Genomic DNA, 24,698 nt, shown 5'->3' with positions numbered 1-24,698 from the left:
ACTCCGCCGACCTCTTCCGCCGGCCTCACTCCGCCGGTTGCAGGGAACGCTCCATGGCCCCGGCGAGCTGGCGCGGGGTCACCGGCTTGTGCATCAGGCCGAAGCCGTGGCGCACGGCGTCGCGCTGGCACTCCGGACCGGTTTCCCCGGTCACGATGATCGCCGGGATCTCGGCGTCGAACAGCCGGCGGATGTCGAGGATGGCGTCGGTGCCGACCTTGCCTTCGCGCAGACGGTAGTCGGCGATGATGATGTCGGGCTTGCGGCTGACCGAGCGCAGCTTGTCCACCGCCTGCTCCCCCGACCCGGCGATCAGCACCTCGTACCCCCATTCGCGCAGGATGGCCTGAAGGCCCAGCAGCACGATGGCATCGTCATCGACGACCATGGCCAGCCGCTCATCACCGCTCGCCGACGCGGCAAGCGCGACCCCCATCGGCTCCACGGGCTTCAAGGTCTCGCCCAGCGGCACCTCGATGGTGAAGACCGACCCCGCGCCGGGCGTGGAGCGGACGGTCACCGGATGGTCCAGAAGCTGCCCGATGCGCTGAACGATGGCGAGGCCCAGCCCAAGGCCCTGGCTGCGGTCGCGCTCCGGGTTGCCGACCTGATGGAACTCCTCGAAGATTCGCGGCAAATGCTCTTCGGAAATGCCGATGCCGGTGTCGGCAACCATTATACGCATCCGTCCTCCGGCGACCGTGCAGGTGATGGCGATGCTGCCCTGCTCCGTGTAACGGATGGCGTTTTCCACGAGGTTGCGGATCATCCGGCCCAACAGCACACGGTCGGAGCGGATGTTGAGCGGACATCCCTCCATCGTCCAGTCGAGCCCCTTGCCGCGTGCCACCGGGGCGTAGCCCGCCGCGATGTGGTCGAGCAGGAGCGCCACCGGAAAATCCTCCAGCGTCGGCTTGACCACCCCGGCGTCCAGGCGCGACACGTCGAGCAGGCTGTCCAGCAGCCCCTTCAGCGCGTCCAGACCGCTTTCCAGAAGGCGCAGCGCCTTCATCCCCTTCTCACCCTGGACATGGCCGTGCAGCGCGCCGGAGAACAGGAACAGCGACTGCATCGGCTGTCGGAGATCGTGGCTGGCCGAGGCGAGGAACTTGGACTTCGATAGGGCGGCCCGCTCCGCCTCCTCCTTGGCGCGGCGCAGGGCGTCCTCGGCCTCCAGCCGGTCGGTCACGTCGGTGTTCGTGCCGAACCACAGAACGACGCCGCCGTCGGAATCGCGGACGGGCAGCGCCCGCGACAGGAACCAGCGGAAGGCACCGTCCCGCCCCGCCATGGGGAAGGTGTCCTCCCACGGTTCTCCGGTCTGGAAGGACCGCTGGAGGCTTGCGGTGACGCGCTCGGCGTGGTCGGCGGGAAGGATGCCGTCCCACAGCGGATCGGAAGCGGCATCCCCGCCCCCGACGACGCCCGTATAGTCATACCATCTTTGATTGTACCAAAAGATCCGCCCGTCCGGACGGGCCATCCAGGCGAGTTGTGGGATGGAGTCCGCCAGCGTGCGGAAGCGCAACCCTACTTGCTCCGCCTCCTCCTTCGCCGCCTGCATGGCATCGCGCGCCTCGAAGATGTCGGTGATGTCGGTGGAGGTGCCGAACCAACGCTCTTCCCCGTTTTCCGGGTCGGTGATCGGCAGGGCGCGCTGCTTGAACCAGCGGTAGCTGCCGGCGGCGCTGCGGATACGCGCCTCGGTGTCGAAGATCGTCCGCGCTTCGACCGACTGAATCCAGATCGCGAGAAGGCGCTCTCGATCGTCGGGATGAATGGAACTGGCCCAACCGAAGCCCTGGGCCGACGTCTCCGTTTGGCCGGTGTAGGCCAGCCATTGCCGGCTCAGAAAATCGCAACTGCCGTCCGCCCGGCAGGTCCAGACCATCTGCGGCAGCGCTTCCAGAAGCGTGCGGTAGCGGTGCTCGCTGGCCCGCAGGGCGGCCTCCGCCGCGCGGTGTGCGGACACGTCGCGGAAGTAGATGGACAGGCCGCCGCCCGCCTGCGGATAGACGTTGAACATGGTCCAGCGCTGGAAGATGCCGGACAGCGCCTCGAACTCGCGCGGCTGCTGGTCGGCCATGGCGGCCTCGAAACTGCGGATGATGGTGTTGCCCGCGACTTCGGGAAACAGGTCCAACAGGCAGCGGCCGACAAGGTCGTCGCGCGGACGCTCGAACATTTCCTGGGCGCGCTTGTTCACATAGGTGATCCGCCAGTCGCGGTCGATGGCGTAGAAGGCGTCGCCGATGCTCTCCAGGATCTGGTTCGCCTGCTCCACCGCGCGTTCCAGCGCCCGCTCGGCGAGAAGGCGCTTGCTGATGTCTTGAAAATAGATGGCCAACCCGGCGGACGATGGGAAAACCCGCAGGAAGAGCCAGACGCCGAGCGGCGCGAAGTAAGCCTCGAACTCGTCGGGATGGCGATCCCTCATGGCGACGTGCAGGCGGTCCCACAGCACCGTCCCCATGGCGTCGGGAAAGGCCTCCCACAGCCGCTGTCCGGTCAGGTCGCTGCTGCCGCCCATCAGGCCGCGCGCGCGCCCGTTCATGTAGACGATGCGCCAGGACCGGTCGACCTCGTAGACGCCGTCCGTCGTGCTTTCCAAAATGGCGCGGGATCGCCGGTCGGCTTCCGCCGCGGCTTCCGCCACCCGCGCGCGCCGCTCCGCCTCCTCCTGCCGGTCATGGGAGCGGGCAAGGGCCCAGGCGACCAGCGCCGCCACCGCCAGCGCGCCCAGTCCGCCGCCGGCGACCGCGTAGACCGTGCGCCGCGCCGCCGCCTGGATCGGCTCGGCCGGCGTGCCGAGGGCCAGGAGCCAGCCGGGCGCCGCCACGGAGCCGGCCTTCGCCGACAGGACCTCCTGCCCCTGCTGGGTACGGGACAGGAAAAACTCGTCGCCGGTCTTCAGCGCCTGGGCAAGAGACTCGTGCGCCGGCTTTCCGACCGCCGGGTCGAAGGCCGTTTCGGACCTCGTCCGGGCGATGAAGCGCCCATCGCGGTCGAGAAGCGCGACGATCCAATCCGGCGTCGCCACCTGATCGACCAGGACCTGACGCAGGGACCACGCCCGCACATAGGCGGTCAGGACCAGCCGCACCTCGCCCACGCCCCAAACCGGCACACTGACCGCGAAGACCGGCTCCACCTTGCCGGCGGGGTCGGTTATGATGCCGCTGATCCAGACCTCTCCCGACCGGAACACACGGTCCGTCTGGGCCGATCGGGCCGCATGATCGATGGCGTCGGCTTCCGGCTCCTGTGGCCGGTGGAGCAGGTTGACCTCACCCTGGCGGTCGCGCACCTCCAGGGCGACCCAATCCGGACGCTGGCGCAACGCACGTTCCGACCGCTCTCTCCAAACGGCGCGGTCTCCGATGTCCAGCGAACGGGCCGAGGACATGATTTCGAGTGCGCTGCGCGTCATGAGGACGCGCCCGTCCACCGTCCGCACCGCCGCGTCGGTGGCATGGCGGATCAGTTCCTCGACCGACCGCTCCTGCTGGCGGTCGACCAGCATGATCGCGGCCACCGCAAAGGCGACGAGCGGAAGAAGCGCCAGCAGCGCCACAAAAGGGAGACGAAGGCGCATACCCGGTTTTCACAAACTGTTGAGGGCGCCCACTATAGACAGACACTCAGGCGACTCCCACAGAATCCGCCCGTCTATCACTATTTTCAGCATGATCCGCTTGAAATTCTTGAAATCATCAAATGAAGTTTGGGTACACTACACAAAAGGTGGTAATGTGCAGCGCACAGGACGGCAAGCTGGCACAGCCTTGAATTGTCGATGACCAAATATCGATGGCCGGCCTGCGGGAATTCGATTTGCCGCGCAGACAGGCGCGCGGCACAGTGGCGCAATGCCTGAATCCATGCCCCATTCCGCTTCCGCCGGCCGGAGCGGCGACATTCGCTTCGGTGAATTCGTCGCGCTCATGGCCCTTTTGATGGCGCTGACGGCGCTGTCCATCGACATCATGCTGGTCGCCTTGCCGGACATCGCCAGCTCCTTCGGGGTGGTGCGAGAACGACCGGCAGTTCGTCATCACCGCCTACATGCTGGGCTTCGCGGTCGGGCAACCCTTCCATGGGCCGCTGTCCGACCGGTTCGGGCGCAAGCCGGTGCTGGCAGCCGGTCTGGTGATCTTCGCCATCGGCTCGCTGGGCGCGGTCTTCGCGCCCAGCTTCACGGCGCTGCTGGCCGCCCGCGCGTTGCAGGGCTTCGGCGCAGCCGCCCCACGCGTCGTCGCCATCGCCATCGTGCGCGACCGCTTCGTCGGGCGCGACATGGCGCGGGTGATGTCCTTTGTCATGATGATCTTCATCATCGTGCCGATCATCGCCCCGGCCCTGGGCGAGGGAATCCTGCATCTCGGCACCTGGCCGTGGGTGTTCGGCGCGCTGTTCCTGGCGGCCGTCGCCGCTTTCGCCTGGTCGATGCTGCGGCTGGCGGAAACCCGCGCGGCGGAGGACCGGATGCCGCTGTCCCCCGCGGCGCTCGGCCACGCCTTCCACAAGGTGATGACGACGCGCGCGACGGTCGGCTACACCGCGGCGATGGGCCTGCTGTTCGGCGGACTGCTGAGCTACGTCGGCAGCGCCCAGCAGATTTTCGTGGATGTCTATGGGCTGGGGGCGATGTTCCCGGTGGCCTTCGGCGCCATCGCCGGCGTGATGGCCCTGGCCTCGTTGGTCAACGCGCGGCTGGTCGGGCGGGTCGGCATGCACCGGGTGTCGCACGTTGCCCTGATCGGCTACACGCTGACCGGCGTCGCCATGGCGCTGCTCGGCTTTCCCGAGCATCCGCCGCTGCTCGGCCTCGGCCTGTTCATGGCGGCAATCTTCTTCTGCTTCGGCCTGATCGCCCCGAACTTCAACGCGATGGCGATGGAGCCGCTGGGCCATGTGGCAGGCATGGGGTCGTCCTTCGTCGGCTTCTTCAGCACCGGCATGGCGGCGGTGGTCGGCTGGATCGTCGGCCAGTCCTTCGACGGCACCGTGCGCCCGCTGACCATCGGCTTCACCGTGCTGGGCGTGCTGGCGTTGCTGACGGTTTTGCTGACCGAGCGTGGAACGCTGATGCGCTCCACCCACGCCGCCGCGCCGCAACCGGGGGACTGAAAGCGCAGAAGGGCATAGGAGGGGAAGCGTCTCCGCTCTTGCCGGCGGTGTGCCCGATTCGGCATAACGTGCGCGACGCCTGGAAGCGGGCGCCGAGCGGGCACCGGCCCATCACGCGCGGGAGGGGACTGTGTTCCGCAAATTCGTCTATCTGCTGGCCCTGGCGCGCGAGCAGCATTTCGGCCGGGCGGCGGAGGCCTGCCACGTCTCCCAGCCGACGCTGTCCAACGCCATCCGCCAGCTTGAGGACGAGCTGCGCGTGCCCATCGTCGAGCGCGGGCAGAAGTTCTCCGGTTTCACGCCGGAGGGGTTGAAGGTTCTGGAATACGCCCGCCGCATCGTCGCGGAGCGGGACGGGCTCTATCAGGAGCTGACCGCGCTGGGCCAGGGCCTGTCCGGCCATCTGCGGATCGGCGCCATTCCGACCGCCCTGCCCGCCGTCCCCCATGTGCTGGCCCGCTTCGCCGAGCGCTACCCGCAGATCCGCTCCAGCGTGCGCTCGCTCAGTTCGCGGGACATCCAGCGCGACCTCGACGGGTTCGAGCTGGACGCCGCCGTCACCTACCTCGACAACGAGCCGCTGAGCAACGTCCGCACCGTTCCGCTGTTTTCGGAGCGCTACTTCCTGCTGGCCCAGCGCCGTCAGGTCCGGGAGGGCGCCACCAGCATCCGCTGGACCGACGCGGCGGAGCTGCCGCTGTGCCTGCTCACCCCCGACATGCAGAACCGGCGCATCGCCGACACCGCCTTCCGCATGGCCGACCGGACGGTGGTTCCGCTGATGGAGACGAACTCCATCGTCACGATCTACACCATCGTGCGCAGCGGTCTGGCGGCCAGCGTGGTGCCGAGCCAGCTCCTCACCCTGGTCGCGCTCCACCCCGATCTGGTGGCCCTGCCGCTGACCGAGCCGGACCTCACCTACGCCGTCGGACTCGTCTACGCCGACCGTGAACCACCGGCCCCGCTCGCCAAGGCGCTGGCCGCCGTCGCCGCGGAACCGGGCCTCGCCGAGCGCGTGCGCGCCCTGACCGACGAGGCCCTGGCCCCCTGGAGCCTTTCAAAAGGGCTATGATCTCAAGGACATAACCGCGCGATCCGTGTGGTGATAGCGAAACCCTATCACCGCATCAGAAAATCAAATTTGCCCGCCTCCCCCAATGTCCGTAACGCTGACGGACGAGACACCAACGAAGCGCCGCCGATCCAGGCCGGCGCGGGGGAGGAGACCATGAACGCCCGATCTCCATGGAGCGAGGACCGCGCCACGGCGGTGATCGCCGCCAACCGTCACCTGCGCGGGGCCCTGCTGCCGATGCTGCACGCTCTGCAGGAAGAATTCGGCTGCATCGACGAGGAGGCCATCCCGCTGCTGGCGCGTGAGCTGAACCTGTCGCGCGCCGACGTGCACGGAGTGGTGTCCTTCTACCACGAATTCCGCCGCAGCCGTCCGGGCCGCCACACGATCAAGGTCTGCCGGGCCGAGGCCTGCCAGTCGATGAATGCCGACGGGCTGATCGACCACATCCGCCGCCGCCTGAAGGTGGACTTCCACGAGACCACCGCCGACGACGCCTTCTCGCTGGAGCCGGTCTTCTGCCTGGGCAACTGCGCCCTGGCCCCCGCCGTGATGGTGGACGAGACGCTGCACGGCCGGGTCAGCCCGGCCCGCTTCGACGCCATCGCCGCCTCCACCCTGGCCACGGAGGCCGCGCGATGAGCGAGCCCCTGCACACGGTCTACGTGCCGCGCGACGCCGCCGCCCTGTCGGTGGGCGCCGACGAGACCGCCGCCGCCATCCGCGCCGAGGCCACCCGGCGCGGCATCCCGCTCCGCATCGTCCGCAACGGCTCCCGCGGCATGCTGTGGCTGGAGACGCTGGTCGAGGTGGAGACGCCCGAGGGCCGCGTCGCCTACGGCCCGGTGATGGCCGAGGATGTGGCCGGCCTGTTCGACGCCGGCTTCCTGGAGGGCGCCGACCACGCGCTGACCCACGGCCTGACCGAGAAGATCCCCTACTTCGCCAAGCAGGAGCGGCTGACCTTCGCCCGCTGCGGCATCATCGACCCGCTGTCGGTCGAGGATTACCGGCTGCACGGCGGTTTCCGCGGGCTGGAGCGGGCGCTCGCCATGACTCCGGCGGAGATCGTCACCGAGGTCACCGAGTCCGGCCTGCGCGGCCGCGGCGGAGCCGGCTTCCCGACCGGCATCAAGTGGAACACGGTGCTGAACGCCAAGGCGGACCAGAAGTACATCTGCTGCAACGCCGACGAGGGCGACAGCGGCACCTTCGCCGACCGCATGATCATGGAAGGCGACCCCTTCTGCCTGATCGAGGGCATGACCATCGCCGCCATAGCGGTGGGCGCCACCGAGGGCTACATCTACATCCGCTCCGAATACCCGCACGCCGTCGCGACGATGCGCGAGGCGATCCGGCTGGCCTATGACGAGAAGTGGCTGGGCGACGAGATCCACGGCACCGGCCACCGCTTCCACCTCGACGTCCGCGTCGGCGCCGGCGCCTACATCTGCGGCGAAGAGACCTCCATGCTGGAAAGCCTGGAGGGCAAGCGCGGCACCGTCCGGGCCAAGCCGCCGCTGCCGGCGCTGGAAGGCCTGTTCGGCAAGCCGACGATCGTCAACAACGTGCTGTCGCTGACCTCGGTCCCGATCATCCTGGACAAGGGCGCCAACCACTACCGCGACTTCGGCGTCGGCCGGTCGCGCGGCACGCTGGCCTTCCAGCTCGCCGGTAACATCAAGCACGGCGGCATCGTCGAGAAGGCCTTCGGCGTCACCCTGCACGAGCTGCTCTACGAGTTCGGCGGCGGCACCATCACCGGGCGCCCGATCCGCGCGGTGCAGGCCGGCGGCCCGCTCGGCGCCTATCTGCCGCCCTCGCTGTTCGAACTGCCGAAGGATTACGAGGCCTTCGCGGCGGTAGAGGCGATGGTCGGCCACGGCGGCATCGTCGTCTTCGACGACAGCGTGGACATGGCCAGGCAGGCCCGCTTCGCCATGGAGTTCTGCGCCGCCGAATCCTGCGGCAAGTGTACGCCCTGCCGCATCGGCGCGGTGCGCGGCGTCGAGGTGATGGACCGCATCATCGCCGGCGACAAGGTGGCGGCGAACATCACGCTGCTCAACGACCTGTGCGAGGTCATGACCGACGGCTCGCTCTGCGCCATGGGCGGCATGACGCCGATTCCGGTGCGCAGCGCCCTGAAACACTTCCCCGAGGATTTCACCCGCAGCCCCGCGGCTGTCGCGGCCGAGTGAGCGGAAAGGACCAGACCCCATGTCCATCCAAGACATCGATTACGGCACCCCGGCCCGCGAGTCCGCCACCATGGTGACGCTGGACATCGACGGCCGCACGGTGACCGTGCCGGAAGGCACCTCGGTGATGCGCGCGGCGATGGAAGCCGGCATCACCGTGCCCAAGCTGTGCGCCACCGACATGCTGGACGCCTATGGCTCCTGCCGCCTGTGCATGGTGGAGATCGAGGGGCGGCGCGGCACGCCGGCCTCCTGCACCACGCCGGTCGCCCCGGGCATGAAGGTGCACACCCAGAACGAGCGTCTGGGCCGGCTGCGCCGCGGCGTGATGGAACTGTACATCTCCGACCACCCGCTGGACTGCCTGACCTGCCCGACCAACGGCAATTGCGAGCTTCAGGACATGGCCGGCGCGGTCGGCCTGCGCAACGTCCGCTACGGCTATGAGGGTGAGAACCACCGCGCCGCCGTGAAGGACGAGAGCAACCCCTACTTCACCTTCGACCCGTCCAAGTGCATCGTCTGCTCGCGCTGCGTGCGGGCCTGCGGCGAGGTCCAGGGCACCTTCGCCCTGACCATCGACGGGCGCGGCTTCGACAGCAAGGTGTCGCCGGGCGCGCTCGAACAGTTCATGGAGAGCGAGTGCGTGTCCTGCGGCGCCTGCGTCCAGGCCTGCCCGACCGCCACCCTGACCGAGAAGTCGCTGATCGAGCTGGGTCAGCCGGAGCACAGCGTCATCACCACCTGCGCCTATTGCGGGGTGGGGTGCTCCTTCAAGGCGGAAATGAAGGGCACCACCGTGGTCCGCATGGTCCCCCACAAGGACGGCGGCGCCAACGAGGGCCACTCCTGCGTCAAGGGCCGCTTTGCCTGGGGCTACGCCACCCACGCCGACCGCCAGACGCAGCCGATGATTCGCGAGAGCATCGACGATCCGTGGCGCGTCGTGTCCTGGGAGGAGGCGATCACCTACGCCGCAACCCGCCTGCGCGCGGTCCAGCAGAAATACGGCCGCGGCTCCATCGGCGGCATCACCTCGTCCCGTTGCACGAACGAGGAGGTGTATGTCGTCCAGAAGATGATCCGCGCCGCCTTCGGCAACAACAACGTCGACACCTGCGCCCGCGTCTGCCATTCACCCACCGGCTACGGCCTGAAACAGACCTTCGGCACCTCCGCCGGCACGCAGGACTTCAAGAGCGTCGACAAGTCCGACGTGATCCTGGTCATCGGCGCCAACCCGACCGACGGCCACCCGGTCTTCGGCTCCCGCATGAAGAAGCGGCTGCGCCAGGGCGCCAGGCTGATCGTTATCGACCCGCGCCGCATCGACCTCGTGCGCAGCCCGCACGTTTCGGCCACGCACCACCTCCAGCTCCGTCCCGGCACCAACGTCGCCGCGATGAACGCGCTGGCCCATGTGATCGTGACCGAGGAACTGGTCGACCGCGATTTCGTGGCCGACCGGTGCGACCCGATGGAGTTCGCCCGTTGGGAAGCCTTCGTCCGCGACCCGCGCCATTCCCCGGAGAACACCGAGCAGTACACCGGCATCCCGGCGGCGGAGATGCGCGCGGCGGCCCGGCTCTACGCCACTGGCGGCAACGCGGCGATCTATTACGGCCTGGGCGTGACCGAGCACAGCCAGGGCTCGACCGCGGTGATGGGCATGGCGAACCTCGCCATGGCGACCGGCAACATCGGGCGTGACGGCGTCGGCGTGAACCCGCTGCGCGGCCAGAACAACGTCCAGGGCTCCTGCGACATGGGCTCCTTCCCGCACGAACTGACCGGCTACCGCCACGTCTCCGACGACGTGGTCCGCCAGCAGTTCGAGGAGGTGTGGAACGCCGCGCTCGACCCAGAGCCGGGCCTGCGCATCCCCAACATGTTCGACTCCGCGGTGGACGGCACCTTCATGGGCCTGTTCGTCCAGGGCGAGGACATCGCCCAGTCCGACCCGAACACCCAGCATGTGTTCGCCGCCCTGCGGGCCATGGAGATCGTCGTGGTGCAGGACCTGTTCCTGAACGAGACCGCGGCCTTCGCCCATGTCTTCCTGCCCGGCACCTCCTTCCTGGAGAAGGACGGCACCTTCACCAACGCCGAGCGCCGCATCAACCGCGTCCGCCCGGTGATGCCGTCCAAGACCGGCAAACAGGAATGGGAGGTCGTCTGCGATCTGGCCACCGCCATGGGCTATCCCATGTTCTACCGGACCAGCGCGCAGATCATGGACGAGATCGCCCGCCTGACCCCGAGCTTCTCCGGCGTCAGCTTCGCGAAGCTCGACCGGGTGGGCAGCGTGCAATGGCCCTGCACCGACGAGGACTCGGTCGGCACGCCGATCATGCACGCCCACGGCTTCGTGCGCGAAGGCAAAGCGTCCCAGGGCCGCTTCATGATCACCGAGTATGTGCCGACGGAAGAACGGGCCTCCCGCTTCTACCCGCTGATCCTGACGACGGGCCGCATCCTCAGCCACTATAACGTCGGCGCCCAGACCCGCCGCACCGCCAACGTGGCGTGGCACCCGGAAGACATCCTGGAGGTCCACGCCCACGACGCCGAGGAACGGGGCATCCGCGACGGCGATCTGGTCTCCATCGCCAGCCGCGTCGGCGCCACCACGCTGCGGGCGCGCATCTCCGACCGGATGCCGCAGGGGGTGGTCTACACCACTTTCCACCACCCGGTGACGGGCGCCAACGTGGTCACGACCGAGAATTCGGATTGGGCCACCAACTGCCCCGAATACAAGGTGACCGCGGTGCAGGTGACGCTGAGCAACCACCCGTCCGACTGGCAGATCCGCCGCGGCGATCTGGTGGAAGTGGCGGCGGAGTAAAGCGGCAACGCGCAGTGGAGGACCAGCCATGCTCACCCACGCCCATTCCCTGCCGGCCAGCGGCACCGGCTTTCCGGAAACCGCCGATCAGGCGGCGAATCAGGCAAACGTGACGTGGCTGGTCGCCGAGGAGACTCCGGTGGCGTTCGAATACAACGGACGCTCCCACGCCGTGATGATGGCGACGCCCGCCGATCTCGAGGACTTTGCGCTGGGCTTCAGCCTGTGCGAGGAAATCGTCGGCAGCGCCTTCGACATCGACCGCATCGACGTCCGCCCGGTGGAGGACGGCATCGTCCTGTCCATCGAGGCCGACCCGTTGCGTCTTCTGCGCGGTTCGCTCCGCCGCCGTTCCATGGAAGGGCGGAGCGGCTGCGGCCTGTGCGGGATCGACAGCCTCGCCAACGCGGTGCGCGAGCCGCCGCGGGTGACGGCGGGCTTCACCCCATCGGTGGAGGCGGCGGCGGCCGCCTTTACCGCCCTGCCCGACCACCAGCCGATGAACCGCGCCAACAAGTCCCTGCACGCCGCGGCCTGGGCCGGGCCGGACGGGCGCATCGTGATGGCGCGGGAAGACGTCGGGCGGCACAACGCGCTCGACAAGCTGGCCGGCGCGCTGGCCCGCGCGGGCATCGACCCGTCCGGCGGCTTCGCGGTGATGAGCAGCCGTTGCAGCTTCGAGTTGGTCCAGAAGGCCGCGACCATCGGCATCCCCATGCTCGCCACCATTTCCGCCCCCACGGCGCTGGCGCTGAAGCTCGCCCGCGCCGCCGGCATGACGCTGGCCGCCCGCGCGCGCGGCAACGGCGTCATGCTGTTCCGTTGACGAAGAAAACCAAATTTCCGGGAGCCGACCCATGGACACCACACGCGAACTCGTCCGCATGGCCAATCAGATCGCCAGCTATTTCCAGTCCTACCCGCAGGAGGAGGCGGTGACCGAGACCGCCGGCCACATCCGCGCCTTCTGGGAACCCCGCATGCGCCAACGTCTGCTGGATCACAGCAGCGCCGGGGGCGAAGGCCTGCACGAGATTGTCACCCAGGCGGTCGAGCGGTTGAAGGGGCCGACCGTGGGGAGCGCGTAGCGGCTCATTTCCCCCACCCCGGCCCTCCCCCCACTTCGAAGGGGAGGGAGAAATTGTCCCCTCCCCTGCAAAGCGGGGGAGGATTAGGGAGGGGGCAAGTGCCTTTGCTCCCTACGCCCGCTGGCTCAACAACCCCTTCAGCACGCGCGACAGCAGATCCGCGAGTTGGAACTGGTCCGGCCCCGGCAGGGCCGCGATGACCGCAGCGAAGTCCTTCAGCGGATCGTATTCGAGAAGCGCCAACGCCTTCTCCGTGGGGTGAAGCTGAACGACTCGGCGGTCTTCCGGCACCGGGACCCGCGTCAGCAGTTCCTTCGTCACCAGAACCTCGACCATCTGGGACGCCGCGCCGCGGGTCGTCGCGTGGAAGTCCGCAAAGGCGGAAACGGTCCGTTGGCTGTCGTTTGCGCGTGCGAAATATCGCAGCGCCGTCCATTGCGACGGCTTCAGACCCTGCGTATAGCCCATGCTGTCGGCAATGTGACCGATGTGCATCATGACCTCGGCGATCGCCTGCGCCGATGCCAGGGACGGTGGGCTTTTCGACATGCCAGCGGAGTCTCGACAGTTGCCGGAGAAAGACGGCGCCGCAGAGCGAAAAGCCGGCAACGCGTCTGTACGTTATAGAGACTATATGGTCACCAAACTAACATACTGCAGTAGGCAAGTCCATGACTCCCCACCCCCGACGACGGGGCGCACACTACGGCATCGCGACAGTAAACGAAACATTGACCTTAAATCCCATTCAGCACAAGGTGTCGCACCCCCCTGTGGCGCCGTGCGGATTACCGGACCGGTGCGGAGACAACGCAGGGCACCTACCACCTCGTGTCGGGGCTGCGCCGCGCGTTTTGTCTGGCGTTGCGCCGCGACTCGCCTATATATGCGCGCCATGACCAGCACGCCCCCGTCCATTCCCGGTTTCAAGACCAACCCGGCTTCCTCCCCCAAGGTGGGGATCGTCAGCCTGGGCTGTCCCAAAGCGCTCGTCGACTCCGAGCGCATCCTCACGCGCCTGCGCGCCGAAGGCTACGAGATCTCGCCGTCCTACGACGGCGCGGACGTCGTGCTGGTCAACACCTGCGGCTTCCTCGATTCCGCCAAGAAGGAATCGCTGGAGGCCATCGGCGAGGCGATCAAGGAAAACGGCCGGGTCATCGTGACCGGCTGCATGGGCGTGGAATCGGACATGATCCGGCAGGTCCATCCGGACGTGCTGGCCGTCACCGGCCCCCACCAGTACGAGCAGGTGGTCAACGCCGTGCACGACGCCGTGCCGCCGGTCCACGACCCCTTCACCGATCTGGTGCCGCCGGAAGGGCTGCGGCTGACCCCGCGCCACTACGCCTATCTGAAGATTTCGGAAGGCTGCAACAACCGCTGCAGCTTCTGCATCATCCCGTCCCTGCGCGGCGATCTGGTCAGCCGTCCGGTCGCTTCGGTCCTGCGCGAGGCGGAAAAACTGGCGACCGCCGGCGTCAAGGAACTGCTGGTCATCTCCCAGGACACCAGCGCCTACGGCGTCGACCGCAAGTACGCGGAAGAGGACTGGTACGGGCGCAAGGTGAAGGCGCGCTTCATCGACCTCTGCCGCGAGCTGGCGAACTTCGACGTCTGGGTGCGCCTGCACTACGTCTACCCCTACCCGCATGTGGACGAGGTGATCCCGCTGATGGCGGAGGGCCGCATCCTCCCCTATCTGGACATCCCGTTCCAGCACGCCTCCCCCACCGTGCTGAAGGCGATGCGCCGTCCGGCGGCCCAGGAGAAGCAGCTCGACCGCATCCGGAAGTGGCGGCAGGAATGCCCGCATCTGGTGCTGCGCTCCACCTTCATCACCGGCTTCCCCGGCGAGACCGAGGAGGACTTCCAGTTCATGCTGGACTGGTTGAAGGAAGCGCAGCTCGACCGCGTCGGCTGCTTCAAGTACGAGCCGGTCGAGGGCGCCACCGCCAACGACCTGCCCGGCGCCGTTCCGGAAGAGGTCAAGCAGGAGCGCTGGGAGCGCTTCATGGAAACGCAAAAGGCGATCAGCGCCGAGCGGCTCCAGCAGAAGGTCGGCTTCACGCTCGGCGTCCTCATCGACGAGGTCGACGAGGAGGGCGCCATCGGCCGTTCCTACGCCGACGCCCCGGAGATCGACGGCAACGTCTTCCTGAACGGCGAGACGAACGTGAAGCCGGGCGACATCGTGGACGTGACCATCGAGCACGCCGACGAATACGACCTCTGGGGCTCCATCGAGCGCGCCGAGTAAGGGACTTCGCCCAAAGCAAAAGGGCCGGGACGGCAACGCCTCCCGGCCCTTTTGCTTTTCCCTGACCTCAGTACAGCCGCCCGCCGTTCGGCACGCCCTGCCCGGGTCCGACCAGCACCACCTCGCCATCCGCGTCGGGCAGGCCCAGACACAAAACCTCGCTGGTGAAGGGGCCGATGCGCTTGGGCGGGAAGTTCACCACGCCCAGCACCTGCCGCCCCACCAGCTCATCGAGCGTATAGTGGCGCGTGATCTGGGCGGAGCTGCGCCGGGTCCCGATTTCCGGCCCGAAGTCGATGGCCAGCTTGTAAGCGGGCTTGCGCGCCTCCGGAAAAGGCTCCGCCGCGGTGATGGTGCCGACGCGGATGTCCACCTTCAGGAAATCGTCGTAACTGATGGTCACGGGTCTCGTCCCTGCCCTGTTGCGGTTGTCACGGTTTCAATCGTCGTGGGCAAGGCTAGCACCGATGGCGGCGACGCTGAAACGCGAAAGGGCCGCCCCGGTGGGCGGCCCTTTGCGGCACTCTCCGATGGGAGAGGAGCTTACTTCTTGGCGATGGCGGCCTTGACCTCGTCCAGGCTCTCCGACACGCGCTTCGACAGCACGTCGGCGGCCTCGGTGTTGGACTTGGCGACCAGCTCGGCCAGTTCCTTGATGTTCGACAGGGCCTTCTCGAAGGCGGTCTTCACCAGTTCGGCCTGCTTGGCGGCCTTCTCTTCCGGCGTTCCGGCGGCGGCGACCTGATTCACGTAGCTGCCGGCCTCCTCGACGGAGGAGCGGACGATCTCGGCCTGGCGGCGCAGCACGGCCTGCAGACCCTCGATCGCGAGCTGGTTGGCGGCGGTCACCGCCTCGATGTTCTTGCGCTGGCTCGCCAGGATGGACTCGATGTCCAGGCCCGGCACCTTATATTCGCCCAGCATCTTGGACAGATCGAATTCGAGGAACGGGTTACCGGTCTGCTTGGCCATGGTTCTCACCCCCGACGAAAGGATTCATTCGGCGTGCTGCGGCGCAGCAAACCTGTGGCGCGACTATGCAGATTGCCAAAAAGATAGTCAACGCCCTTGTGCGTCGCACCAGGGGCTACACTGCGCCCTACGGAACCTCAACCGGCGGACGCGCTCCCTGGTTCCCTGGTCGGTTCTCCGGCGCCCTGCGGGGCTGCAGACGATTCGGTTGCGGAGGCACGTCCGGATCTGCGGCGTAATGCCCCAGCCCAGCGTTCCGCCCGCCGCAGTTCGGAATCGAGCGCCGCCATGGTCCGCGACAGGTCGGCGCTGTCGTCCTCCAGGAAGACACGCATGACCCGCGCCTGCACCGCGCCCAGCCCGGCCACGAGCAGGGCGCCGCCGGTCCGGTCGGCCCCCACCCCGGCGGCACGCAGCATCCAGGCCATCGACCGCCCGAAATGACGGGAGAAGGCCAGCGCGGTCAGCGGTTCCCGCCGCAGGTCGCGGACGACCGAGCGCAACCCGTCCCGGTAGGGCAGCAAAGCGTCGTAACGGCGCATCATCACGTCGAACAGCCGGTCGCGGGCGCTCTCGTCCGGACCGACCGGGGCGTAGTCGGCGAGAACCGAGGTGTCGGCGACCCGAGACACGGCGGCCAGCACATCGGAGCGATCGGGAAAGCGGCGGTAGAAGACGTCGGGCGCCACCCCCGCCGCCCGTGCGATCGCCAGCAGGCCGGTGTTGCGCCAGCCCTGCCCGGCGGCGAGCCGCATCGCCGCGGCGGCCACCCGCTGGTCCAGTTCGTCGGCGCCTCCTCCTCCCGCAGCATTCCCCGCGGCGTCGGGGGCGTCCGGATCGGTCTTCCAGGGGGTGTCGGCGGTGTCGTCCATGGGGTCGAGCCTCGTGGTCAGCCTATCCCCATGATGTGGGACGCCCGCGCCGCGCCTCAACCGGGGCGGCAGAAGGGGAAGGGCTCGACCCGCTTCATATAGGTGGGTATCCAGCCGCATTGGCCGGCGGGGTTGGGCAGGCGGATGGCCTCGATGGCGGGCCAGACCTGGGCGACCACCACCACCAGCGCCACCATGCCGAACATCCAGCGGCGCGTCCGGGTGCGCTCCAGAAGACCGGGCAGGCGCAGCAGAACCCAGGCCGCGGCAAGTCCCATCAGCGGGTCGGTGTAGGCGGCGTAGGCCCGCTGGAAGCCGCGCAGGGAGAACAGCGTCTCCAAACCCCAGGCGACCAGCAGCAGAAGCGCCGCCTGCGCCGCGGCCACCCGCTCCCCTCGGCGCCACAGGACGATGCAGCCCCCGATGATGAACCACTCCACCACGACGGTCTGCGGAATGTTGTCGGGGTGTAAGACGATGGTGCGGATCGCCAGCGTGCGCCACAGCCCCTTCGCCAGCAGCGTCACCAGCCCATCGGAGAGCACCTGCTCCTGCCCCTGGAGCGCCGCCTGATGCTTCCAGGTGGTGAAGACGAACATGTGCTCGATCAGGTTGGCGACGGCGATGACGTTCTGCTCATGCGGGCGGATCGTCAGGGCGAGCACGCCGAGCGCCAGCCCGAGCGCGACCGCCGCCATGGCCGCCACCTCGTAGGACAGGCGCACCCGCCACACCGCCGCGTAGACGGCCATGCCGAGAAACACCCAGCCGACGATGATCCCCTGATAGACCCCCGACAGCCCACCGCCGACCGGCCGGTAGGGGTAGAGCGACTGGCCGGCGCTGGCGATGCCATGCTGGATCAGGGCCACCGCAGGCAACGCCGCCCCACCCGCGGCCAACGCCAGAATGCCCGCGGCGATCCAATGGCGCCCGCCGTCCCCGGCGAAGCGGCGCCCGAAGGCCAGCGCGATCACCGGGATGCCCAGCGCCAGGAAGATCGCCTGGATCTTCGTCACCACCGCCAGCCCGGCCAGCAGCCCGGCCAGCCCGAGAAGCAGCAGGGGCCGCCAGCCCGGAGCGGTGCGGACGGCGACCAGCACCAGGAGAAGCGCCGTCACCACGAAGGAGGCCGACAGCAGATCGGTGCGCATCTGCCGCGCCTGGGTGGACAGGCCGATGCCGAAGGCCATCACCACGGCGGCTAGGAAGGCCACCCGCCGGTCGCCGACCAGCGCACGGACGAGGTTGGCGTAGATCAGCGCGAAGCCGGTGGTGACGAGGATGGACAGCGCCCGCCCGGCCTCCACCAGATTTTGCCAAGCCGCGTTGTAGGCTGCGGTGTCGGCGGCGGGCGGCAGGCCGGAGAGGGTGATGACCGGCATCAGGCCAAGCGCGTGCAGCAGTCGGTACCAGACCTCGATCACCAGGAAATAGGTGTAGCCGGGGTGGTCGAAATACTCCTGGGGCAGCCCCTCGCTGAACAGCAGCCCGTGATAGGCCAGCACCAGATCCTGGTCGGCGTGCGACCAGTAGGGGGTGCGGAAGCCGATCGCCAGGGCCGACACCACCATCACCGCCGCCAGCGCCACGCACAGCCCCCACCAGGGCCAGCGGTCCAGCACGCCGGTGCCGGGCACGCCGGCGGACCGGTTGGGCATGACCGTATGGGGTGAGGCGGCGCCGCGGTCCAAGGATGACATGATGGGAGTATGTCCAGAGGTTACACGCCACCGGTTTGTGCACGATTCCGGACGGTTTTGGAACCGCGGCAGCGGCGCGCTGTTTTTTGCGGACCTGCAACTCTTGATCGCTCAACCCCATCGCCAGAAGGAACGGTGCCAGCCCGATGCCTGATTCCGACGACCGCCCGTCACCCCGTTCCGCCGCCTCCGTTTCCCGCAGCGTCCAGGGCAACGATCCTGACGGGGCGGGACCGCCCTCCGCCGGCCGCGCCCTGGTCATCCTGCCGGTCCTGCCCACGCACCCCGACGATGGAAACGCCGCGGCGCGCCAGCCCGACGCGCGGCTCTCCGAAGCGATCGCGCTTGCCCAGGCCATCCGCCTGGAGGTGCCGCACGCCGAGGTGATCCGCGTCGCCCGCCCCGACCCCGCCACCCTGTTCGGGCGCGGTACCGCCGATCGGATCGGTGGCATGGTGGAGGCCTTCCACGCCGATCTCGTGGTGATCGACCATCCGCTCAGCCCGGTGCAGCAGCGCAATCTGGAGCGCCGCTGCATGGCCAAGGTGATCGACCGCACCGGGCTCATCCTGGAGATTTTCGGAGAACGCGCCCAGACGCGCGAGGGACAGTTGCAGGTCGAGCTGGCGGCCCTGACCTACCAGCGCTCACGGCTGGTGCGGTCCTGGACCCACCTGGAGCGGCAGCGCGGCGGCTTCGGCTTCCTGGGCGGCCCCGGCGAAAGCCAGCTCGAACTCGACCGCCGCCTGATCGCGGAGCGCATCAGCCGCCTGAAATCGGACCTGGAGGAGGTGCGGCGGACGCGCAAGCTGCACCGCTCCGCCCGGCAGCGCGGCGGTACGCCGCTGGTGGCGCTGGTCGGCTACACCAACGCCGGCAAATCGACGCTGTTCAACCGGCTGTCCGGCGCCGGCGTCACCGCCGAGGACATGCTGTTCGCCACACTCGACCCCACGGTGCGCCGGATCGCGCTCTCCTCCGGCAAGACCATGGCCCTGTCGGACACGGTGGGCTTCGTGTCGGAATTGCCGACCCAGCTCGTCGCCGCCTTCCGTGCCACGCTGGAGGAGGTGCAGGCCGCCGACCTGATCCTGCATGTCCGCGACGTCTCGCACCCCGACACGGCGGCGCAGAAGGCGGATGTGGATTCGGTGCTGGCCGACCTCGGGATCGACGCCGCCAACGACCCGCGGGTGGTGGAGGTGCTGAACAAGACCGACCAGATGCCCGCGACCGCCCGCGGCGCGCTCCACATGCGCCTCGCCAACCAGCGGATGATGGAAGGAGAGGAACGCGCCGTCGCCGTGTCCGCCCTGACCGGGGAGGGGCTGGACGACCTGCTGGATCTTCTGGACCGGCGCGTATCGGCCGGGCGGCAGGTGGTGGAGCTGAGCGTCAACCTGTCGGACGGACGTGCCCTGGCGTGGCTGTACGAGCATGGGCAGGTGCTGGATCGCCGGGATGAGGACGGTCAGGCGCATGTGCATGTGGCCTTGGCCCCCGCCGACGCCGCCCGTTTCGACAGCCGGTTCGTCGGGCAGGAAAGTCGCTGAGAAAGCATTTTCCGCCTTTTGTTCCGCCGTTTCGGATGGTTTGCAACCACTGCCGCCCTCTTGCGTTGTGACGGACAGACCGGCCCTTGACCCGCCCGGTCCGTGATCCCCCATGAGCAGGAGGAGGCAGCCCCATGACCGAAAAGCCGGAAGCCGAAAAGCTGGAACAGGATCGGGCCGAACGCGTGCGTCGCCGCGCCCACGACATCTGGGAACGGGACGGCCGCCCGGAAGGCCGGCACGACGAGCACTGGGCGCAGGCCGAAGCCGAGGTCGATGACGAGATCCGCGCCGAGCGGCAAAGCGAGGAAACGGAAAGCAGCGCCCCGGATAGCTCGCCGAAACGGCGTTCCAAGGCGACCGGCGCGAAGCCGGCCACCGCAAAACCCAAGGCTGCTCCCAAAGCCGCCCGGGGGAGCGGCACGCGGGCGGCGGCGGAGAATCTGTCGGCGGTGGCCGCCGGACGGACGGAGCAGACCGGCACCACAAAGACCGGCGGCCAGATCTCCCGAGGCGGGGCGGCCAGCGGAAAGCCGGGCAAGGCGGCGCGCCGGGACGCGTCGCGCGGCTGACGGGGCGGGGCGCTCCTCCTCCCCGTTCTCCGCAAAGCTCCTATGCCCCGCCTGCCGGAAAATGGGGCCCAAAAGGGAACGAGAGGTCTGGTTTCCGGCCTTCGGGATTGCTAGTGTTGCTGCCCCTGCGCATCCGCACGCAATGTTCGATCCCTGAGGTAGAGACATGCCGCATTATCGCTCCCGCACTTCCACGCACGGCCGCAACATGGCGGGCGCCCGCGGCCTGTGGCGCGCGACGGGCATGAAGGACGGCGATTTCGGCAAGCCGATCATCGCGATCGCCAACTCCTTCACCCAGTTCGTGCCGGGGCACGTCCACCTGAAGGATCTAGGCCAGCTCGTCGCCCGCGAGATCGAGAAGGCCGGCGGCGTCGCCAAGGAGTTCAACACCATCGCGGTGGACGATGGCATCGCCATGGGCCACGACGGCATGCTCTACAGCCTGCCCTCGCGCGAGCTGATCGCCGACGCCGTCGAGTATATGGTGAACGCCCACTGCGCCGACGCGCTGGTCTGCATCTCCAACTGCGACAAGATCACCCCGGGCATGCTGATGGCCGCCATGCGGCTGAACATTCCGGCGGTCTTCGTGTCGGGCGGCCCGATGGAGGCCGGCAAGGTCAACTGGCGCGGCAAGACCAAGGCCGTCGACCTGATCGACGCCATGGTCGCCGCCGCCGACCCGACGGTGACCGACGAGGAGGCGGCGGTGATGGAGCGCGGGTCCTGCCCGACCTGCGGCTCCTGCTCCGGCATGTTCACCGCCAACTCGATGAACTGCCTGACCGAGGCGCTGGGCCTCTCCCTGCCCGGCAACGGCACGATCCTGGCGACCCACGCCGACCGCAAGGAGCTGTTCCTCGCCGCCGGCCGCATGGCGGTGGAGCTGTGCCGCCGCTGGTACCAGGAGGAGGACGCCACCGCCCTGCCCCGCGGCATCGCCACCTTCGAGGCGTTCGAGAACGCCATGACGCTCGACATCGCCATGGGTGGCTCCACCAACACGGTGCTGCATCTGCTGGCCGCCGCGCAGGAGGGTCAGGTGCCCTTCACCATGGCCGACATCGACCGGCTGTCGCGCCGCGTGCCCAACGTCTGCAAGGTCGCCCCGGCGGTGTCCGACGTCCACATCGAGGACGTGCACAAGGCCGGCGGCATCTTCGGCATCCTGGGCGAGCTCGACCGCGGCGGGCTGCTCAACCGCGACGTCGCGACCGTCCACGCCAAGACGCTGGGCAATGCGCTCGACCGCTGGGACGTCAAGCGCACCCAGGACGAGGGCGTCCACACCATGTTCAAGGCCGCCCCCGGCGGCATCCCGACGACCATCGCCTTCAGCCAGGAGAAGCGCTGGCCGGAGTTGGACCTGGACCGCGACAAGGGCGTGATCCGCTCCGTCGACAGCGCCTTCAGCAAGGATGGCGGTCTCGCCGTGCTGTTCGGCAACATCGCCGAGAAGGGCTGCATCGTGAAGACGGCGGGCGTCGACGCCTCCAACCTCGTCTTCGCCGGCCCAGCCCGCGTCTTCGAAAGCCAGGACGCGGCGGTCGAGGCCATTCTGGGCGACACGGTCAAGGCCGGCGAGGTGGTGGTCATCCGCTACGAAGGCCCGCGCGGCGGCCCCGGCATGCAGGAGATGCTCTACCCGACCAGCTACCTGAAGTCGAAGGGCCTGGGCAAGGCCTGCGCCCTGGTCACCGACGGCCGCTTCTCGGGCGGCACGTCGGGCCTGTCGATCGGCCACGCCTCGCCGGAGGCGGCGCAGGGCGGCGCCATCGGCCTCGTCCGGGACGGCGACCGGATCGAGATCGACATTCCCAACCGCAAGATCAACCTCGCTGTGTCCGAGGAGGAGCTGCGGAGCCGCCGCGACGCCGAGAACGCCAAGGGCGCCGACGCCTGGAAGCCGGCCAACCGCAACCGCGTCGTCTCGCCGGCGCTGCGCGCCTACGCTGCTTTGACCACCAGCGCCGACCGCGGCGCGGTCCGCGACGTGTCGCAGGTCGAAGGCATCGCCGTGAAGCGCTGACGCGGCACCGAGAGCGCAACCGAAGGAACCAGATCCTTCCGGTTAAGACTTTCGGCAAGGTTGTGAATGCACAAGGCAATAACGAACGGCGCCCGGCAATCCGCGGCGCCGTTTCGCTTTCCGGACGCAATGGATCGCAGAGGGCCATGCGGCAGTATGTCTCCGAACATGCCGCCCTATCACCAAAAGAAGTGCAGGCCCTCCACTTCGAAATCTGCCATTGTCTTTCCGCATGCCCCGGCATGCCGAAACGGGATCTGTGCTCCCTGAAACCAACACCACAGGGAAACCGATGGCGCAGCCGCGGTCAGTCGCTCGGGATGAAGCCGGGGCGCCACCCGATGGTGCCGCGTTCCAGCGCGCACTGATGGACATCGCGGATGCGTTGCACTGTGCCGAGGAAGGCATCGGCTCCATCCTTTCCCTGACCGCGGCGAACGAGGACGCCAGCCGCCTGATCGCCGCGCTTGTCCACAGCCCCGTTTCAGCCGGTTTCAGCATTCTGCGCTGGCCGCAATCCCTGTTGCCGCCGCTGGGGGGACCGGACGATCTCGAAGCGGTGGCCGTCAGCCTTTTGCCGTTGGCCGATGGTCTTCCGGACAAGGCCCGTCAGGACATCGCCCTGGCCGCCGAACGCGGCGGCGGCGAGTTGGCCGGAGAGGCGATGCGTGGCCTGTTGGGCCTTCCGTCGCTTCAACCGCTCTGGATGGGGCTGGACGGCGTACAGAAGGCTGAATTCCACGTGGAGGCGCTGGCCGCCGCCCTTCTGGACCTGTGCTACGAACGCCCCGTGCTGATCGTCGTGGAAAACGCCCAATGGACGCGTAGCCTGACCGGGGCGCTGCTCGATGCGCTCGGCAACACCGTCGAGGACGCACGGCTGTGCCTGCTGGTCATCCGCTCTCCCGCAGCGTGCGAGCGGCCCGGTGGTTGGATGCCGCCCGGCACCGCACGACGCATCGTCCTGCCGGAACCGGACGGCGGGCCGGCCGAGGCCGATGGCGTCGGTCGGGATGATCCGACGCCGCACGCCGTCCTGTTGGACGCGCTGCGCCGCGACCGGCGGCCGGAACGGATCGAGTGGATGGCCCACCACGCCCCGTTGGCCGGCAATTGGGCGCTGGCCTGCGCCTGCGCACGGCACGCCGGACGACGGGCTGAGGCGGACTGCCGCCCCGCCGACGCCGCCCGTCATTATCGGAATGCGCTTGCCGCGCTGGACCGGTTGCCCGAAACCCAACGGCACGCGCAACGCCGAATCGATCTGTGGACCTCTCTGGCCCGCACCCATCCGCCGTCGGACGGCGACGCGATCAAGGCGGCGGAGAAGGCCCGCATGCTCGCCGAAGACCTCGGCGACCGTTTGCGCGTTGCGCGCGCCCTGTCGCTTCTGGCCACGCTGCGCTGGGCCGGTGGTGATCTGCCGGGGGCCCGGCGGACCGGCATGCAGGCCTTACGGATTTGGCGGCGCGCTGAAAGCGCTGGGCAGCAGGTGCAAACGCTCATCAAGCTGGGCCGCGGCTTGACCGAAGAGGGCCGCTTCCGCCACGCCGACACCGTCCTGCGTGCCGCCGCCGCGTTGGCAGCGCGTGAGGAAACGTGCCGCCTTCACGGTCCGACCGCCTTGGCGCCGGTGTGCATCGCCGCGCACCAAGCGCGCTGCCGGGCGGAACTGGGCGAGCCGGAAGAGGCGCTGCGGCTGGCCCGTGCGGCTCTCACCCAGGCGGAAAGCAGCGGCCACGCAGCGTCCCGCGCGCTGGCCTGTCTGCATCTCGGCTGGGCAGCGTTGACCGCGCAGCGCTACGCCGTCGCTGTGGAGCCTTTGAAAAGCGCCGTTGCCGTCACCGAAACGATCCGGCTGCACGCCTACCAGCCGCTGGTCCTCGGTGCGTTGGGCTACGCCCTGGTCCGCACCGGAGCGCTCAACGATGGAGCGTCCCTCCTGCTGGGCAGCCGGGAGCACGCGCGGATGCTCGGCATCCGGCGCCACGAGCCGCAAATCCTGATCTGGATCGCCGAGGCCGCGCTGCTCTCCGGCCAGCCGGAAGACGCCGTCCGCAATGCCCGTGACGCCGCCGGGAAAGCCGCTGCCTCGAGACAATCGGGCGACGAGGCCTGGGCGCGACTCGCTCTGGCCCGTGGGTTGGCCGCGCAAGGGGATATCGCTGCGGCCCTGCAGTCCATCGACGCCGCTGCCCGCATCGCCGCACAACGCTCGATGGCACCGTTGCTGACCCAATGCACTGATTTTCGCGGAACCGTGACTTCAGCGTGAAGACCCTGGGCCAAAGCCGGACAAACTTCTCGAAGATTGAACTTAATTTGCCAGGCACCCGTATAAAAGGCGGTGCGTTCGCATACAAATCTCCATATCGTAGACGCTCTT

Annotated in this window: 18 protein-coding genes; 12 read left to right on the top strand and 6 right to left on the bottom strand. The window is 68.4% G+C overall.

Annotation, left to right across the window (positions count from 1 at the left end):
- Nucleotides 1–25: 25 nt before the first annotated feature.
- Complete coding sequence (locus tag H1Q64_RS15685) at nucleotides 26–3,595, bottom strand: PAS domain-containing protein (RefSeq protein ID WP_237906094.1); 3,570 nt, start codon at nucleotides 3,593–3,595, stop codon at nucleotides 26–28.
- Between the two features lie 470 nt (nucleotides 3,596–4,065).
- Here H1Q64_RS15685 and H1Q64_RS15680 point away from each other — a divergent pair, with 470 nt between their 5' ends.
- From H1Q64_RS15680 to H1Q64_RS15650, 7 genes are all read left to right on the top strand, one after another.
- Nucleotides 4,066–5,130, top strand: coding sequence for a multidrug effflux MFS transporter (locus H1Q64_RS15680; protein ID WP_237906093.1), 1,065 nt, complete (start codon nucleotides 4,066–4,068; stop codon nucleotides 5,128–5,130).
- A gap of 130 nt (nucleotides 5,131–5,260) precedes the next feature.
- Nucleotides 5,261–6,205 (top strand): LysR family transcriptional regulator, encoded by a 945-nt coding sequence (locus H1Q64_RS15675; protein ID WP_237906092.1) that lies wholly within the window; start codon nucleotides 5,261–5,263, stop codon nucleotides 6,203–6,205.
- A gap of 156 nt (nucleotides 6,206–6,361) precedes the next feature.
- Nucleotides 6,362–6,850 carry a formate dehydrogenase subunit gamma gene (locus H1Q64_RS15670; RefSeq protein WP_237906091.1) on the top strand — a complete coding sequence of 163 codons (489 nt, stop codon included), beginning with the start codon at nucleotides 6,362–6,364 and terminating at the stop codon, nucleotides 6,848–6,850.
- The gene (locus H1Q64_RS15665; protein ID WP_237906090.1) at nucleotides 6,847–8,412 is read left to right on the top strand and encodes a formate dehydrogenase beta subunit; all 1,566 of its coding nucleotides are present in this window, start codon (nucleotides 6,847–6,849) and stop codon (nucleotides 8,410–8,412) included. The genes H1Q64_RS15670 and H1Q64_RS15665 overlap by 4 nt, the downstream gene beginning before the upstream one ends.
- 19 nt (nucleotides 8,413–8,431) lie before the next feature.
- The gene (gene fdhF / locus H1Q64_RS15660; protein ID WP_237906089.1) at nucleotides 8,432–11,260 is read left to right on the top strand and encodes a formate dehydrogenase subunit alpha; all 2,829 of its coding nucleotides are present in this window, start codon (nucleotides 8,432–8,434) and stop codon (nucleotides 11,258–11,260) included.
- A 28-nt stretch (nucleotides 11,261–11,288) separates the two neighbouring features.
- On the top strand, nucleotides 11,289–12,086 hold the full coding sequence (gene fdhD / locus H1Q64_RS15655) for a formate dehydrogenase accessory sulfurtransferase FdhD (RefSeq protein WP_237906088.1): 798 nt from the start codon (nucleotides 11,289–11,291) through the stop codon (nucleotides 12,084–12,086).
- Nucleotides 12,087–12,117: 31 nt separating this feature from the next.
- Entirely contained in the window at nucleotides 12,118–12,348 is a 231-nt protein-coding gene (locus H1Q64_RS15650; protein ID WP_237906087.1) for a formate dehydrogenase subunit delta, read from the top strand.
- A gap of 111 nt (nucleotides 12,349–12,459) precedes the next feature.
- Here H1Q64_RS15650 and H1Q64_RS15645 read toward each other — a convergent pair whose 3' ends face one another.
- A complete protein-coding gene (locus tag H1Q64_RS15645; RefSeq protein ID WP_149165089.1) occupies nucleotides 12,460–12,897 on the bottom strand; it encodes a MarR family winged helix-turn-helix transcriptional regulator in 438 nt (145 codons plus the stop codon).
- A 346-nt stretch (nucleotides 12,898–13,243) separates the two neighbouring features.
- Between H1Q64_RS15645 and rimO the strand changes: the two genes are divergently transcribed.
- The gene (gene rimO / locus H1Q64_RS15640) at nucleotides 13,244–14,608 is read left to right on the top strand and encodes a 30S ribosomal protein S12 methylthiotransferase RimO (RefSeq protein ID WP_237906086.1); all 1,365 of its coding nucleotides are present in this window, start codon (nucleotides 13,244–13,246) and stop codon (nucleotides 14,606–14,608) included.
- Nucleotides 14,609–14,675: 67 nt separating this feature from the next.
- Here the strand turns inward: rimO and H1Q64_RS15635 are convergent, their stop codons facing one another.
- From H1Q64_RS15635 to H1Q64_RS15620, 4 genes are all read right to left on the bottom strand, one after another.
- A complete protein-coding gene (locus H1Q64_RS15635; protein WP_237906085.1) occupies nucleotides 14,676–15,011 on the bottom strand; it encodes a tRNA-binding protein in 336 nt (111 codons plus the stop codon).
- A gap of 140 nt (nucleotides 15,012–15,151) precedes the next feature.
- Nucleotides 15,152–15,580: a phasin family protein gene (locus H1Q64_RS15630; protein WP_145671869.1), complete on the bottom strand. Its 429-nt coding sequence runs from the start codon at nucleotides 15,578–15,580 to the stop codon at nucleotides 15,152–15,154.
- 137 nt (nucleotides 15,581–15,717) lie between these two features.
- Nucleotides 15,718–16,452, bottom strand: a complete 735-nt coding sequence (locus H1Q64_RS15625) for a TetR/AcrR family transcriptional regulator (protein ID WP_237906084.1) — start codon at nucleotides 16,450–16,452, stop codon at nucleotides 15,718–15,720.
- A gap of 56 nt (nucleotides 16,453–16,508) precedes the next feature.
- The gene (locus H1Q64_RS15620) at nucleotides 16,509–18,155 is read right to left on the bottom strand and encodes a phospholipid carrier-dependent glycosyltransferase (RefSeq protein ID WP_237906083.1); all 1,647 of its coding nucleotides are present in this window, start codon (nucleotides 18,153–18,155) and stop codon (nucleotides 16,509–16,511) included.
- 146 nt (nucleotides 18,156–18,301) lie between these two features.
- On the opposite strand from H1Q64_RS15620, the gene hflX reads away from it, so the two are divergent.
- From hflX to H1Q64_RS15600, 4 genes are all read left to right on the top strand, one after another.
- Complete coding sequence (gene hflX, locus H1Q64_RS15615) at nucleotides 18,302–19,708, top strand: GTPase HflX (protein ID WP_237906082.1); 1,407 nt, start codon at nucleotides 18,302–18,304, stop codon at nucleotides 19,706–19,708.
- A gap of 134 nt (nucleotides 19,709–19,842) precedes the next feature.
- A complete protein-coding gene (locus H1Q64_RS15610; RefSeq protein WP_237906081.1) occupies nucleotides 19,843–20,280 on the top strand; it encodes a DUF2934 domain-containing protein in 438 nt (145 codons plus the stop codon).
- A 166-nt stretch (nucleotides 20,281–20,446) separates the two neighbouring features.
- Nucleotides 20,447–22,312: a dihydroxy-acid dehydratase gene (ilvD, locus tag H1Q64_RS15605; protein ID WP_237906080.1), complete on the top strand. Its 1,866-nt coding sequence runs from the start codon at nucleotides 20,447–20,449 to the stop codon at nucleotides 22,310–22,312.
- A 367-nt stretch (nucleotides 22,313–22,679) separates the two neighbouring features.
- Complete coding sequence (locus H1Q64_RS15600; RefSeq protein ID WP_237906079.1) at nucleotides 22,680–24,587, top strand: hypothetical protein; 1,908 nt, start codon at nucleotides 22,680–22,682, stop codon at nucleotides 24,585–24,587.
- The last annotated feature ends 111 nt before the right edge of the window (nucleotides 24,588–24,698 follow it).

Source organism: Azospirillum brasilense (assembly GCF_022023855.1).
GTDB lineage: Bacteria > Pseudomonadota > Alphaproteobacteria > Azospirillales > Azospirillaceae > Azospirillum > Azospirillum brasilense_F.
Note: the sequence above shows the minus strand (reverse complement) of the source record. Positions and strands in the feature narration are given on the sequence as shown.